This is a genomic window from Streptomyces sp. NPDC088157 (assembly GCF_044741545.1).
Taxonomy (GTDB): Bacteria; Actinomycetota; Actinomycetes; order Streptomycetales; family Streptomycetaceae; genus Streptomyces.
Window position 1 is genome coordinate 847214 of the sequence record NZ_JBIUSU010000001.1, and the last position, 13750, is coordinate 860963.

Below are 13750 nucleotides of genomic sequence, written 5' to 3' on the forward strand. Positions count from 1 at the left end.
TGGGGCTCATGAGGATCTCGGCACGCGCGGACTACGCGGTACGGGCGGTACTGGAGCTCGCCGTGCGGCAGGGCGGCGACCCGGTGAAGGCCGAGTCGATCGCCGCCGTTCAGGACATCCCGCACAAGTTCCTGGAGGGGATCCTCGGCGACCTGCGGCGCGGCGGGATCGTCGACAGCCGGCGCGGCGGGGGCGGCGGCTACCGGCTGGCCCGCGACCCGGCGGCGATCACGGTCGCGGACGTCATCAGGGCCGTGGACGGCCCGATCGTCTCCGTGCGCGGCGAACGCCCGACCGGCCTGACCTACACGGGCTCGGCCCAGCCGCTGCTCCCGCTCTGGATCGCCCTGCGGGCGAACGTGCGGCGGATCCTGGAGGGCGTCACGATAGCGGACATCGCGGCGGACGCCCTGCCGGATCCGGTGCAGGCACTGGCGGCGGAACCCGCGGCCTGGGAGAACCCGTAGTGCTCCACGCGGTGACGGGCCGCCGTTCCCCCGCAGAGGAGCGGCGGCCCGTCACCGCGTGACGTGCCGGGCCGTGCGGGACCTGGGAGTGCGACGGCCAACGACCGCTGTTGCCAATCGAGTTCGGTGATCAGGCCTCAACGGCGGGCGGCCGGGCGGCTGGGCGGCGCGATCCGCACCCGCTTCTCGGCGGGCGCGTTCTCGAGGTCGTCGAGCTGCGCGACTATCGTGTCGCGCAGGTCGTCGTAGTCGTCGAAGCTGTGGTCGTTGAACAGCGTGTAGCCCGTCCACATCAGGTTGGCGCACACCCGGGCCGGCACCCGGCCCGTATGGGCGCCCATGCCGACCAGCGCCACCGACCCGATGCTGCCGGCCGCCTCCTGGTTCTGCCGGTGGATCGCCTGGAACGCGGCGGCGCAGGCCAGCGCCACGTTCAGGGTCTCGCTCACGTTCTGCGAGGACTCTTCCATCGTCGGCGTCGAGATCAGGAACCTCGGGTTGACCGCCCCGGACGGAACGCACACCGCGCTGCCCACCGGGAGCCTGCCCTCGAACCGGTCGCGGATCGCCCGCTGCACCCGCAGCTGGATCCCGGCTCCGAGGTGCCGCTTGACGACCGCGTCCACACCGCCGTTCATCAGGCCACGCGAGTTGGTCGGGCTCACCCAGGCGTCGACCTCCTCGTCGAGGATGGAGCCCTTGCGGATCTCGATCCCGGGGGTGTCGGCGAACGCCGCCCGCCAGGCCTCCACCACACGCGCGTTGATGTCGGTCAGCACGACCCTGAGCGGAGCCTGTTCGCGGTCCACGGCCATAGTGCACTCCCACGTGAGAAACGGTCTTTCCACTGCTCACGACGCTACCGTGCCCCACTGACAACGCAGTTGGGAGCGAACCGCGTTGTCGTACCCCGCTGCTAGCCTCCCGGCCATGATCGATGCCACCACCTCCGGCCAGCCCGACCCGAACGATCCGCTGGCTCTCGCCGAACTGTTCAAGGGCGGCGGTGAGCCGTGGCTTCCGTTGCTGAAGCCGGTCATCGAGGCGCAGCCCGACGCGGCCGCGTTCATCGGTCCGGGCCGCGGCCAGGACGTCGTCCCGGTCCGTGAACTGACCTTCCAGGCCCTCAAGCCCAACCCGCCGCACAAGTGGAAGGTCGTCGTCTTCGGCCAGAATCCCTACCCGCGGCCGGAGAGCGCCACCGGCATCGCCATGTTCGACAACACCTTCCACGACTGGAAGGACAGTCAGTTCGGCAGGGTCGTCAGCATCCGCTGCATCATCAAGGCGGCGGCGATGTGGAAGTACGGCATTCCCAAGAAGACGCCGATCGCCGACATCCGCGCGCTTCTGAAGAAGCAGGACACCGTCCAGCCGCCGGAATGGTTCCAGGCGATGCTCACCCAGGGCGTGCTGCTGCTGAACGCGGCCCTCACCGCCAGCAGCGACGGGCCGAGGGGCGCCGACCCGCACACCGCTTTCTGGCGTCCGGTCGCCGAGCGGATCGTCGAGGAGATACTCAAGGCGAAGCAGAACGCCGAGGACGACGAGGACCGTGCCGTCGTCTTCGCCTGGTGGGGCGCGCACGCCCGCAGTCTGAAGAAGGTCGTCCTCCAGCTCCAGAAGAAGTACCCGGACGTCGAGGTCCGGCACCTCGACCACCCCAACCCCGCGGCGCAGGGCGACATCTTCTGCGACGACGAGCATTTCGGGACAGTGAACGCGGCCCTCGCGTCGCTGGGCGTCGACGAGATCGACTGGCTCCCCAGCAAGGGCTGGGACAAGCACGCGGTGGACACCGGCGGGACGGACGGCGGCACCGCCGAGCGCATGGGCGCGTTCATCGCGTCCACCATGGAACTGCACCAGCTGTATCTGGAGCGGCTCTCCAGCGTCAAGGACGAGGGGCTCGTCCTCCCCGCGATCGACGGGGTGTTCGCCACCCCGCTCATGGACTTCCGCGACGCGGTCTCCCCGGTCGCCGCGCTGCTGTCGGGACTCGACCGGCACGTCCAGCGGTCGCACGAGTTCGGCAAGCGGCGGGCGGACGAAACGGCCGTCGACCCGTCCGCCGGTCCGGACGCCGACGCGATCGCCGCGCTCTACCTCTACACCTGTGAGTCCGCGTTCTACCGGGAGATCAACGCCATCCTGCGCTCCCCGGACCGCACCAAGGTCATCCCCTATCTCCCCTACCTGCGGCTGCTGTTCTCGGCCGTGTCGAAGCTGCCCGCCCGCACCGAGTCGCTGTGGCGCGGTGTCTCACTGGACCTGCGCGCCCAGTACCCACTCGGCCGGACCGTGACCTGGTGGGGCGTGTCGTCGTGCACGTCCAAGTTCAGCGTGGCCCGTGCGTTCCTCGGCAGCCGCGGGAAGCGGACCCTCTTCGAGGTGCAGCCCGTGCGCGCCGTGGGCATCCGCAGTTTCTCCGCGTTCACCGACGAGGAGGAGTTCATCCTGCTGCCGGGCACGCAGCTCGAGGTGGTCGACGTGAAGACCGAGCGCGGTGGGCTGTGCACGGTGAAGCTGGCCGAATCCGAGGAGCAGCCCCTCGTTTCCTGACGCGGAGCGACCGGGTGTGAACGGGCCGTGGTGAATGGCCGGAGTTCGGCCTGGGCGCGCCCCACCACTCTCCCTACGATGCGATCGCCCCGGTTCTTCACAGCAACTCCATGGATTCCTCACAGAGTTGCTCGTGCCGAGCCGGACGCGCGTCCACCCCCCACCGATCCGAATGAAGGGGAGAGACCATGGCAAGTGGGCTGCTCCTGGGCGGCGCTGTCGCCGCTCTCGTCACCGCCGCGGTACCCGCGCACAACCCGTCCTCCGGGTTCGTCGACCCGCCCCCGGACAAGATCGTCATCAACGTGGCCACGGTGAACGGCTCCGGCTGCCCCGCGGGCACGGCGGCGGTCGCCGTCTCCGAGGACAACACCGCCTTCACCGTGACCTACAGCGACTACCTCGCCCAGGTCGGCGGAGGCTCCAACCCCACGGCGTTCCGCAAGAACTGCCAGCTCAACCTGGTCGTCCACGTCCCTTCGGGCTTCACTTACGCCATCGCGCAGGCGGACTACCGCGGTTACGCCTCGCTCCAGTCCGGTGCGAACGCCGTGCAGCGGGCCTCGTACTACTTCCAGGGCTCGTCGCAGACGGTGTTCAAGAACCACAACTTCAGCGGCTCGTTCAACGACAACTGGCAGGCGACCGACACCACCGACTGGGCCAACCTGGTCTACGCGCCCTGCGGCGTCCAGCGCAACTTCAACATCAACACCGAGCTCCGGGTCAACGCGGGCACCTCGTCCCCGTCCAAGGTCAGCTTCATGACGATGGACTCGACGGACGGCGACATCAGCACCGTCTACCACATGGCCTGGAAGGAGTGCCCGGCCAAGTAGGGTGCCCCGACCTCGGGGTCACCTCGCCGCGTGGGCCACGAACTCGGCCCACGCGGCGGGGGAGAGGGCGAGCGCGGGCCCGTCCGCGCCATGCCGACTGGGCGCCACCGCACATCCGGTGACGCCCGGCCGGGGGAGGGGTCAGGTGGGGCGGGTCAGCGCTCGACCCCGAGGGTCAGCGTTCCCGCGTAACCGGACGAGGCCGAGTCGCCCAGGGCCGTCAGGGTCAGCAGGCCGGACGCGGCGCCTCCGCCGTCGTAGATGGAGTCCCGGGCGAGGGTGGTCCGGGTGACCCTGTTCGCCGAGTACGGGGAGAGCCTGCTGACGCGCGTCGTGATCGTCTCGCTGAAGTAGAGCTGGCCGGTGTGGAGTTCCTGACCGCCGGTGAAGGAGCCGTCGGGGGTCAGGGTGACGTTCGTGTGCACCTTGATGTGGACGTGGATGCAGCGCCCCACGTACCAGCCGGGGTAGATCGTGGTGATCGACGCGACGCCGCTGGAGTTGGTGAGGACTCCGCCGCGCAGGAAGGTGCCGTCGTCCGGCTCGGTGTGGCCGTTGTTGCCGACGAAGCCGGAGTACTCGCCGAGGTGGTCGGCGTGCCAGATCTCCACGAGGGCGTTGGAGAGCGGTGCGCAGGTGTCGTCGTCGACGACCGTGAGGGTCAGCTTCAGCGGAATGCCCGGCTTGCCCTCGGTGATGTCGGCGCGGACGTACTGTCCGTCGAGGTAGTAGGGGCCTTCGGTCATCTCCCGGGTGAGGGTGCAGACGGCCGCGGCGGCGACGGGGGCGGTGTCGGCCGTCTCGGTTGTGGGGGCCTCGTTCGTGGCCGCGGAGCCCACGGCCAGGGCCGCGGCGGTGGCGCCGGTGGCCGCGAGCACGGTGCGGCGCGCGAGGGGGGTGCGTGCGTCTGAGGTGTCTGTCATGGACACGACACCATAGTGGAGTTTCCCGTGAGTATCTGACGGGTCAGGAAATTTATCACGCGTCAAGTGCCTTGCAGGACAAGGGAGTCGGGCCTGCCGACCGGGCGCCACCAGTGTTCCGGTGGCACCCGGCCGGACAGGGGGCAGACGGTGCGGGTCATGCGATGGCGGTCATGCGGTGCGGATCGTGCGGTGCGGTAGGACCGCGCGTGCCGAGGTCAGCGCTCGACCCCGAGGGTCAGTGATCCCGCGTAACCGGAGGACGTGGAGCCGCCCAGGGCCGTCAGGGTCAGGAGGCCGGACGCGGCGCCTCCCTCGTCGTAGATGGAGTCCTGGGCGAGGGTGGTGCGGGTGACCGTGTTGGTCGAGTACGGGGAGACCTTCGCGACGGCCGTCGTGATCGTCTCGTTGAAGAAGAGCTGGCCGGTGTGGAGCTCCTGGCCGCCGGTGAAGGAGCCGTCCGAGGTCAGGGTGACGTTCGTGTGGACCTTGACGTGGATGTGGACGCAGCGGCCCCGGTACCAGCCGGGGTAGATCGTGGTGATCGACGCGACGCCGCTGGAGTTGGTGAGGACTCCGCCGCGCAGGAAGGTGCCGTCGTCCGGTTCGCTGTGGCCGTTGTTGCCGACGAAGCCGGAGTACTCGCCGAGGGCGTCGGAGTGCCAGATCTCCACGAGGGCGTTGGAGAGGGGCACGCAGGTGTCGTCGTCGACGACCGTGAGGGTCAGCTTCAGCGGAATGCCGGCCTTGCCCTCGGTCACGTCGGCGCGGACGTACTGTCCGTCGAGGTAGTAGGGGCCCTCGGTCATCTCCTTCGTGAGGGTGCAGACGGCCGCGGCGGCGACGGGAGCGGTGTCGGCGGTGGGGGCCTCGGGCGTGGTGGCGGCGCCTACGGCCAGGGCCGCTGCGGTCGCGCCCGAGGCGACGAGTACGGTGCGGCGCGCGAGGGGGGTGCGTGCGTCTGAGGTGTCTGTCATGAGCACAACACCGTAGAAACGGTCCCTGTCGACAGGCTGTCAGTTCGGCAAAGTGAGGCGCCGTCAAGTTGCTTGCAAGGCAAGTGTCGGTATGCGGGGCCTGGAGGGGGTGCGGGGCCCCGCGGTCGGCGCGCCCGTTTCTCGAAGACTTTCGGGTGAGCGCGCGGACCGTTGACGCGCAAGGGGTTCGATTCTACGGTCCCGCCCGACGACGCGACCGCCGTTCGGTATCACGAACGGCGAAACCCCCACTGAAGGAGCGTCCGCATGAGCCGCACCTCCTCTGTACCGCGCACCTCCCGCACCCCGCGTGCCTCCCGCTCGGGCGGTGCCCGCACGCCCCGCAGGGCCGCTCTGCTCTCCGTCCCGGCGGCGATCCTGCTCGCACTGATGCCGTCGGCCGCCTCCGCGTACCCCGATCCCGGAACGGTCACCGGCTCCACGGTCGTGCACGACCCCACGATGATCCGGACCTCCGCCGGCCGCTATCTCCTCTACGCCACCGGCGGCGGCCTCTCCTACCGCACCTCCACCGACCGCGTCGCGTTCAGTGCGGGCGGGAACGCCTTCTCCACCCGGCCGGGCTGGTGGTCGTCGTACGGCACCACCGAGGCCTGGGCTCCCGACATCTCGTACCAGGGCGGCAAGTACCTGATGTACTACGCCGTCTCCACCTTCGGATCCAACAAGTCCGCGATCGGACTGGCCGGTTCCAGCACCGGACTCCCCGGTTCCTGGACCGACTACGGCACCGTCTACACCTCGACCACCGCAAGCGACTACAACGCCATCGACCCGAACCTCTTCGTGGACGACGACGGCAAGTGGTGGCTGTCGTTCGGGAGTTGGTGGACGGGCCTCAAGATGATCCGGCTCGACCCGTCGACCGGCAAGCAGCTCGCGTCCGACACCGCCCGGCGTTCGATCGCCTCCCGTCCCACCGGGACCAAGGCCGTCGAGGCGCCCTACGTCGTCAAGCGCGGCGGCTACTACTACCTCTTCGCCTCCTACGACACCTGCTGCGCCGGCACCGGCTCCACCTACAAGGTCAAGGTCGGCCGCGCCACCGCCGTCACCGGGCCGTACTACGACAGGAGCGGTGTCGCGATGACGAACAACGGCGGCACACCGGTCCTGGAGTCCCACGGCAGAGTCATCGGCCCCGGCGGCCAGTCGATCCTGCACGACACCGACGGCGACCTGATCGTCTACCACTACTACGACGGCAACGACAACGGCACACCCAAGCTGGGCATCAACCTCCTGAACTGGAACAGCGGTTGGCCGGTCGCCTACTGACCCTGCCGTGCTCCGCCGACCGCGCCGCTTCTCGCCGTGGCGGTCGGTCGGCCCTCCCCGACCCCCGTGCCTCCAGCCGATCCGTGGAGGCACGGGGGTCCGGTTGCAGGCCGGGAAGCGCTGTAGCAGGGTGGGAAAAGAGGGCTGGGGCTGCGAACAGGCTGTGGAAAGCGTGGCAGCGACACCGGGCCCCGGTCACGGACGATCCCGTCATATCGAGCGCTCTCCGAGCCACACGCCCCCTCTTGCGGCGTCCGGGTCGATCCGAACAGAAACTCCCCCTACGCCCAAGAGCAGGTGGTCCCCATGTCCACACGTACGTTCCGAGGCTCCCGCACCATCGCAACCATGATCCCGGTCGCGACCGCGGTACTGGTCGGAGGCCTGTTGACGGCCACTCCGGCCGCGGCGGTAGATACCGGGCCGGTGAACTACTTCGGCACCGTGACCTGCGCCAAGAAGTTCCCCGCTCCCAGCACGTCCGTCCCCCAGAAGGTGAAGCTGGACACCGACGAGGACGACGCGACGGCCACGGTCACCGCCAAGGAAGGCCGCAGGGGCAGCTACAAGATCCCGGAACTCGAATCCCCGCTGGACTCGAAGTTCAACCTCGAGGTCACGGTGACGTGCAAGGCGCCGGGGAAGGCGGCGGTGACCTTCACCCGCACGATCCCGCTGACCGACCTCGTCGAGGACCAGGACGTCAAGCTGAACATCAAGTAGGCGCGAACGCCCCGTCCGGCCAACGGCCCGACGGGGCGTCCGCCTGAGCGGGTTCCTTACTTACCCCGCCTGACCCATCCCCGCCGCGTTCGGCCAGCTCTGGGCGTTCGGCCAGCCCGTCGCCGCGGCGGGGGTGAGGCCGTTGGTGCCCCGGACCTGGGCGGCCGTGAGGCCACCGCGGGCCGGGACGCCGGGCGGGGTCGGGCCCATCGGCGGGGCGGGGGCGGGGGCCGGTGCCATGGCGGGCGCCATCGCCGCGGGTGCCATGGGCGGTGCCATGGCCGCCGGAGCCATCGCCGGAGCCATGGCCGCCGGGGCCATTGCCGGGGCCATCGCCGCCGCCGGGGCCATCGGCGGAGCCGCGGCCGGGACGGGGGCGGGCACCGACTGGGGGAAGACCTGGGCGGGCGGCGGGGTCGGCACGGGCACCGACTGGGGGAAGACCTGGGCCGCGGCCGGCAGCGGCATCCCGGCGCCGTCGGACGGCGTGGCCTGTGCCATCGCCGGGGCCATCGCGGGGGCCTGCTGCATCGCCATCGGGGCGGCTGCCGGGGCGGCCGAGACCAGCCCCGGCATCGCCATGCCCATGGCCTGAGCGGCAAGGCCCGGCATGCCTGCCCCGTTGGTGACCAGCCGGTCCACCGCCGCCGTGCCCGAGCTGTAGCCGGCGCCGGCGCTCAGCTCGGGCACGGCGGCTCCCCTCCTGGTCCCGTAGAGCACCTGTTCCATGCCGGACACCAGGCGACGGACGTCCACCTGGGGGCGTACCACGAGCCTCAGGAAGCGGCTCGACGAACCGATCTTGTTGCCGCACTCGCGGACCAGGATGCGATGCTCGGCGAGCAGCCGGTCGCGGACCACGGTGCCCTCGGCGCCGACGGGAAGGCGCACGAAGAGGAAGTTCCCCTGGGAGGGGTAGACGGTCAGCCCGGGCAGCGCGCTGAGCTGGCTCGCCATGTCGAGACGGTCCCGGCGCACCTGCATCAGGCTCTGCGCGTACTCGGGGCCGTGCTCCTTCAGCATGAACACCACGTACTCGGCGAAGGCGTTGAGGTTCCACTTCGGGAGCATCGAGCGGACCCGGCCGGCGAGCGACGGGTTGGCGACCATGTAGCCGAAGCGGATGCCGTGCAGACCGAAGTTCTTGCCGAGGCTGCGCAGCACGATGACGTTCGGCCGGATCATCGCCTCCTGCACGACGCTCGGCTCCTGCTCCGCGTCCGCGAACTCCAGGAACGACTCGTCGATGATGATCAGGTCCAGGTCGGCCATCGCGTCCATGAACTGCACGAGCGCGTGCTTGTGCAGGAAGCCGCCGTCGGGGTTGTTCGGGTTGCAGATGACGGCGACCTTGGTGCCGCGGGTCCTGATGAACTCGGCGTACTGCGCGAGGTCCAGGGCGAAGCCGCTGGACTCCTGGAGCGGGAACATGTCGACCCGCTTGCCGGTCTCCATGGGCTGGTCGGTCCAGCGGCCGAAGGTGGGGACGGGGACGGCGAGGGACTCACGGACCAGCAGATGGTCGATCCAGGTGATCAGCTCGGTCGAACCGTTGCCCATCGCCACGGCCTGTGGCGGGAGTTGAAGCAGGTTGCACAGTTCGGCCGTGATCGTGTCGGCGCCGCTCGGGTAGAACGTGATGATGTCCCGCAGCCGGGCGGCCATGGTGTCCATCATGGCCGGGGTGGGGAAGTAGGGGTTGCAGGGTATGCAGAAGTCCACCGGGCCGACCCCCTCGCCGCCCTCCCGTGTCAGCGCCGCCATCGACGGGCTGTGCGCCGCGGTGTTGCGGAACAACGAGGAGACGTTGTCGGCCATGGAACCTCCGTATGGGGCGGGCCCGGCGGGGACGACCGGGCCCGTCGTCATTGGGTGGCCCGCGCGGGGGAGCGCGGACCGCTCTTACATACGGAGGTTCGGGTGACGCTGTTCAACCGCTGAGGAATCGGTAAGAAATTGTGGTTTAGCTGTGAAGGGAGGTCACCGGCCGCTGAAAGCGGGTCAGGAGCCGAACGAGTGGACCGTCGTCGTCCGGTAGGTCTGCCCAGGTCGCAGTACCGTCGAGGGGAACGTCGGCTGGTTCGGCGAATCCGGGAAGTGCTGGGTCTCCAGGCAGAGGGCGTCGCCCTGGCGGTAGGCGCGGCCGCCGGTGCCGACGAGGGTGCCGTCGAGGAAGTTCCCGGAGTAGAACTGGAGCCCCGGCTGGTCGGTGGCGATCTCCAGGGTGCGGCCGGAGCCCGGATCGCGCAGCGTGGCCACGTGCACCGGCTCGGCGGTGACGCCCTTGTCGAGGACCCAGTTGTGGTCGTAGCCCTGGGCCTGGACCTGCTGGACGTGGCCGGCCCGCAGGTCACGTCCGATCGTCCTGGTCTCGCGGAAGTCGAAGGGCGTGCCGGAGACCTCGGCGAGTTCGCCGGTGGGGATCAGGCCCGCGTCGGTGGGGGTGTAGCGGGCGGCGGCGATCGTGAGTTCGTGGTCCTCGACGGTGCCGCCGCTCTCGCCGGCGAGGTTCCAATAGACGTGGCTGGTGAGGTTGACGACGGTGGCCCGGTCGGTGGTGGCCTCGTAGTCGACGCGCCAGTCACCGCGCTCGGTGAGGGTGTACGTGACCTGCACGGCGAGCGTGCCCGGGTAGCCCATCTCCCCGTCGGCGCTCGTGCGGCGCAGACGCAGGCCGACGTCGGAGCCCTCGGTGAACGGCTCGACGTCCCACACCTGCCTGTCGAAGCCGGTGGCGCCGCCGTGCAGGCTGTTCACGCCGTCGTTGACGTCGACCTGGTGGGCCTCGCCGTCCAGGGTGAACCGCCCGTCGCCGATGCGGTTGCCGTAGCGGCCGATCAACGCGCCGAAGTACGGCGTCCTGGCGACGTAGTCCTCGATGTCGTCGAAGCCGAGACAGACGTTGGCGTGCCGGCCGTGTCGGTCGGGGATCTCCAGGGACTGGACGATGCCGCCCCAGGAGAGGACCTTCAGCCGGGTGCCGCCGTTCTCCAGCGCCCAGCTGTGGATCTCGGTGCCGTCGGCGAGCTTGCCGAAGAGCGTCTTCACCACGTCTTGCCTTCCCTTCCCGCCTACGACTGCCCGTCTTCGGCCTGCTGCCGCTCCGGAAACAGAACGGGCCCCGCCTTCCGGCGGGGCCCGTTCAGGTTCAGGAACCCGACTTGCGCTTGTTCCAGACGTCGAACCCGACCGCGATCAGCAGGGCGAGGCCCTTGATGACCTGCTGCCAGTCGCTGCCGACGCTGAGGAGGTTCATTCCGTTGTTCAGCACACCGAGGACGAGACCACCGATGATGGCGCCGAGGACGGTGCCGACACCGCCGCTCATGGAGGCGCCGCCGATGAACGACGAGGCGATCGCCTCGAGTTCGAAGCTCAGACCCGCCTTCGGCGAGGCCGCGTTCAGACGGGCGGCGACCACCAGACCCGCCAGGGCCGCGAGCACGCCCATGTTCAGGAAGACCAGGAAGGTGACCTTCTTGTCCCTGACGCCGGACAGCTTCGCCGCGGGCAGGTTGCCGCCGATGGCGTAGATGTGACGGCCGAACACGGCGTTGCGCATGACGTAGCCGTACCCGACGACCAGCGCGCCGAGGATGATCAGGATGATCGGCGCGCCCTTGTAGCTGGCGAGCAGCATGGTGACGGTGAGGACCGCGGCGGCGATGGCGACGAGCTTGAGCAGGAAGAGGTTCCTGGGCACGACCTCCAGCGAGAACTCCTGCTGGCGCTTGCGGTCGCGGATCTCCTGGAGGACCACGAAGGCCAGCAGGGCGAAGCCCAGCAGCAGCGTGAGGTTGTGGTAGTTGGTGTTCGGGCCGACCTCCGGCAGGAAGCCGTTGCCCATCTTCTGCAGACCGTCGGGGAACGGGCCGAGGGTCTGGCCCTCCAGGAGGATCTCTGTCAGACCGCGGAAGAGCAGCATGCCCGCGAGGGTGACGATGAAGGAGGGTATGCCGAGATAGGCGATCAGGAAGCCCTGCACCGAGCCGGCCACCGCGCCCACGATCAGGCACAGCACCAGCGCGACGGGCCACGCCACGTCGTGCTGCACCGTGAGGACGGCCGCGAAGGAGCCCACGAACGCTGTCACCGAACCGACCGAAAGGTCGATGTGACCCGCGATGATCACCAGCATCATGCCGATCGCGAGGATCAGGATGTAGCTGTTCTGCAGGACCAGGTTGGAGACGTTGCGCGGCAGCAGCAGGTCGCCGCCGGTCCACACCTGGAACAGGACCACGAGCAGGCCGAGCGCGATCAGCATGCCGTACTGCCGCATGTTGCGCCGCAGGCCGTCCACCACCAGTTGCAGCAGCCCGCCGCCGGAGGCGGAGCCCCCGCTCTTCCCGGGCGGCGCGGCCGCCGGGCTCTTGTCGGTCACGTCCGTGCTCATCGCGTTACCTCTTTGTCCTTCGTCATCTGACGCATCAGCACTTCCTGCGTGGCCTCGGCCCGCGGGAACTCGCCCGTGAGCCGTCCGGCGGCCATCGTGTAGATGCGGTCGCACATGCCGAGCAGTTCCGGCAGCTCGGAGGAGATGAAGACGACCGCCTTGCCCTGGGCGGCCAGCTGGTCGATGACCGTGTAGATCTCGAACTTGGCGCCGACGTCGATACCGCGCGTGGGCTCGTCCAGAATCAGCACGTCGGGACCCGCGAAGATCCACTTGCTGAGGACGACCTTCTGCTGGTTGCCGCCGGACAGCTTGCCCACCGGCTCGAAGACGGTCGGCGCCTTGATGTTCATGGACTTGCGGTAGCCCTCGGAGACCTGCCGCTCCTCCTGCTCGTCGACCACACCCCGCTTGGCGACCTTGCTCAGGGCCGTCAGCGAGATGTTGCGGTTGATCGTGTCGATGAGGTTGAGGCCGTAGTGCTTGCGGTCCTCGGTGACGTAGGCGATCCCGTGGCCGATCGCCTCGGCGACCGTCTTCGTGCGGATCTCCTTGCCGTCCTTGAGGACCGTGCCGCCCGCGTGCCGGCCGTAGCTGCGCCCGAAGACGCTCATCGCGAGCTCGGTGCGGCCGGCGCCCATGAGACCGGCGATGCCGACGATCTCCCCGCGGCGCACCTGGATCGACACGTCGTCGACCACCTTGCGCTGCTGGTCGATCGGGTGGTGCACGGTCCAGTCGCGGATCTCCAGGGCCGGCGCCGCGTTCTTCTCCGCCGCCTCGTGCGGGGTGCGCTCGGGGAAGCGGTGGTCGAGGTCGCGGCCGACCATGCCGCTGATGATCCGGTCCTCGGTCGTCTCCGCCGACTTCACGTCGAGCGTCTCGATGGAGTGCCCGTCGCGGATGATCGTCACCGAGTCCGCGACCTTGCGGATCTCGTTGAGCTTGTGGGAGATGATGATCGAGGTGATGCCCTGCTTCTTCAACTCCAGCATGAGATCCAGGAGTTTGCCGCTGTCCTCGTCGTTCAGCGCCGCCGTCGGCTCATCCAGGATGAGCAGCTTCACCTTCTTCGACAGCGCCTTCGCGATCTCCACGAGCTGCTGCTTGCCCACGCCGATGTCGGCGACGCGGGTCTCCGGATGGTCGTCGAGACCGACCCGGCGCAGCAGCTCCGAGGCGTGCCGCAGGGTTTCCCGCCAGTCGATGAACCCGCCCTTGGCGTGTTCGTTGCCGAGGAAGATGTTCTCCGCCAGGGAGAGGTACGGCGACAGCGCCAGCTCCTGGTGGATGATGACGATGCCGTGCTGCTCGCTCGCCCGGATGTCCTTGAACTGGACGACCTCTCCCTCGAAGAGGATGTCGCCCTCGTAGGTACCGTGTGGATGGACGCCGGAGAGCACCTTCATCAAGGTCGACTTTCCGGCGCCGTTCTCACCGCAGATGGCATGGACCTCGCCCTGACGGACAGTCAGTGTGACGTCCGACAGTGCCTTGACGCCGGGAAAGGTCTTGACGATCGAGCGCATTTCCAGGACGGGTCCCGCCATGGTCGTGCCTTCCA

Annotated in this window: 12 protein-coding genes; 5 read left to right on the forward strand and 7 right to left on the reverse strand. The window is 69.1% G+C overall.

The genetic code is table 11. The annotated features are described in order from the left end of the window. Positions 1-8: 8 nt before the first annotated feature. Positions 9-467, forward strand: coding sequence for an Rrf2 family transcriptional regulator (locus ACIPFH_RS03520; protein WP_062649276.1), 459 nt, complete (start codon positions 9-11; stop codon positions 465-467). A gap of 137 nt (positions 468-604) precedes the next feature. Here ACIPFH_RS03520 and ACIPFH_RS03525 read toward each other — a convergent pair whose 3' ends face one another. Then, complete coding sequence (locus ACIPFH_RS03525) at positions 605-1282, reverse strand: macro domain-containing protein (protein ID WP_401822661.1); 678 nt, start codon at positions 1280-1282, stop codon at positions 605-607. Between the two features lie 115 nt (positions 1283-1397). Between ACIPFH_RS03525 and ACIPFH_RS03530 the strand changes: the two genes are divergently transcribed. Both ACIPFH_RS03530 and ACIPFH_RS03535 read left to right on the forward strand, forming a co-directional pair. Next, complete coding sequence (locus ACIPFH_RS03530; RefSeq protein WP_401822664.1) at positions 1398-3029, forward strand: ADP-ribosyltransferase domain-containing protein; 1632 nt, start codon at positions 1398-1400, stop codon at positions 3027-3029. Positions 3030-3217: 188 nt separating this feature from the next. Continuing rightward, positions 3218-3868, forward strand: a complete 651-nt coding sequence (locus ACIPFH_RS03535; RefSeq protein ID WP_356258099.1) for a DUF4360 domain-containing protein — start codon at positions 3218-3220, stop codon at positions 3866-3868. 155 nt (positions 3869-4023) lie between these two features. Here the strand turns inward: ACIPFH_RS03535 and ACIPFH_RS03540 are convergent, their stop codons facing one another. Both ACIPFH_RS03540 and ACIPFH_RS03545 read right to left on the reverse strand, forming a co-directional pair. Next, positions 4024-4791 carry an intradiol ring-cleavage dioxygenase gene (locus ACIPFH_RS03540; protein WP_401822667.1) on the reverse strand — a complete coding sequence of 256 codons (768 nt, stop codon included), beginning with the start codon at positions 4789-4791 and terminating at the stop codon, positions 4024-4026. Between the two features lie 218 nt (positions 4792-5009). Further along, a complete protein-coding gene (locus ACIPFH_RS03545; RefSeq protein WP_401822669.1) occupies positions 5010-5768 on the reverse strand; it encodes an intradiol ring-cleavage dioxygenase in 759 nt (252 codons plus the stop codon). Between the two features lie 390 nt (positions 5769-6158). Between ACIPFH_RS03545 and ACIPFH_RS03550 the strand changes: the two genes are divergently transcribed. Then, on the forward strand, positions 6159-7067 hold the full coding sequence (locus ACIPFH_RS03550) for an arabinan endo-1,5-alpha-L-arabinosidase (RefSeq protein WP_401823730.1): 909 nt from the start codon (positions 6159-6161) through the stop codon (positions 7065-7067). Positions 7068-7373: 306 nt separating this feature from the next. Further along, positions 7374-7790 carry a hypothetical protein gene (locus ACIPFH_RS03555; RefSeq protein WP_401822671.1) on the forward strand — a complete coding sequence of 139 codons (417 nt, stop codon included), beginning with the start codon at positions 7374-7376 and terminating at the stop codon, positions 7788-7790. Positions 7791-7850: 60 nt separating this feature from the next. Here the strand turns inward: ACIPFH_RS03555 and ACIPFH_RS03560 are convergent, their stop codons facing one another. From ACIPFH_RS03560 to mmsA, 4 genes are all read right to left on the reverse strand, one after another. Then, positions 7851-9608 (reverse strand): pyridoxal phosphate-dependent aminotransferase, encoded by a 1758-nt coding sequence (locus tag ACIPFH_RS03560; RefSeq protein ID WP_401822673.1) that lies wholly within the window; start codon positions 9606-9608, stop codon positions 7851-7853. 183 nt (positions 9609-9791) lie between these two features. Further along, complete coding sequence (locus tag ACIPFH_RS03565; RefSeq protein ID WP_401823733.1) at positions 9792-10838, reverse strand: aldose epimerase family protein; 1047 nt, start codon at positions 10836-10838, stop codon at positions 9792-9794. A gap of 100 nt (positions 10839-10938) precedes the next feature. After that, complete coding sequence (gene mmsB / locus ACIPFH_RS03570; protein WP_401822675.1) at positions 10939-12186, reverse strand: multiple monosaccharide ABC transporter permease; 1248 nt, start codon at positions 12184-12186, stop codon at positions 10939-10941. Further along, entirely contained in the window at positions 12183-13736 is a 1554-nt protein-coding gene (gene mmsA / locus ACIPFH_RS03575; RefSeq protein ID WP_401822677.1) for a multiple monosaccharide ABC transporter ATP-binding protein, read from the reverse strand. Before mmsA ends, mmsB begins: the two co-directional genes overlap by 4 nt. Between the last annotated feature and the right edge of the window lie 14 nt (positions 13737-13750).

Coding starts and splice junctions, on each gene's coding strand:
- mmsB (WP_401822675.1), bottom strand. CDS start 12,186: ATGAGCACGGACGTGACCGACAAGAGCCCGGCGGCCGCGCCGCCCGGG.
- ACIPFH_RS03535 (WP_356258099.1), top strand. CDS start 3,218: ATGGCAAGTGGGCTGCTCCTGGGCGGCGCTGTCGCCGCTCTCGTCACC.
- ACIPFH_RS03550 (WP_401823730.1), top strand. CDS start 6,159: ATGCCGTCGGCCGCCTCCGCGTACCCCGATCCCGGAACGGTCACCGGC.
- mmsA (WP_401822677.1), bottom strand. CDS start 13,736: ATGGCGGGACCCGTCCTGGAAATGCGCTCGATCGTCAAGACCTTTCCC.
- ACIPFH_RS03560 (WP_401822673.1), bottom strand. CDS start 9,608: ATGGCCGACAACGTCTCCTCGTTGTTCCGCAACACCGCGGCGCACAGC.
- ACIPFH_RS03525 (WP_401822661.1), bottom strand. CDS start 1,282: ATGGCCGTGGACCGCGAACAGGCTCCGCTCAGGGTCGTGCTGACCGAC.
- ACIPFH_RS03555 (WP_401822671.1), top strand. CDS start 7,374: ATGTCCACACGTACGTTCCGAGGCTCCCGCACCATCGCAACCATGATC.
- ACIPFH_RS03540 (WP_401822667.1), bottom strand. CDS start 4,791: ATGACAGACACCTCAGACGCACGCACCCCCCTCGCGCGCCGCACCGTG.
- ACIPFH_RS03530 (WP_401822664.1), top strand. CDS start 1,398: ATGATCGATGCCACCACCTCCGGCCAGCCCGACCCGAACGATCCGCTG.
- ACIPFH_RS03545 (WP_401822669.1), bottom strand. CDS start 5,768: ATGACAGACACCTCAGACGCACGCACCCCCCTCGCGCGCCGCACCGTA.
- ACIPFH_RS03520 (WP_062649276.1), top strand. CDS start 9: ATGAGGATCTCGGCACGCGCGGACTACGCGGTACGGGCGGTACTGGAG.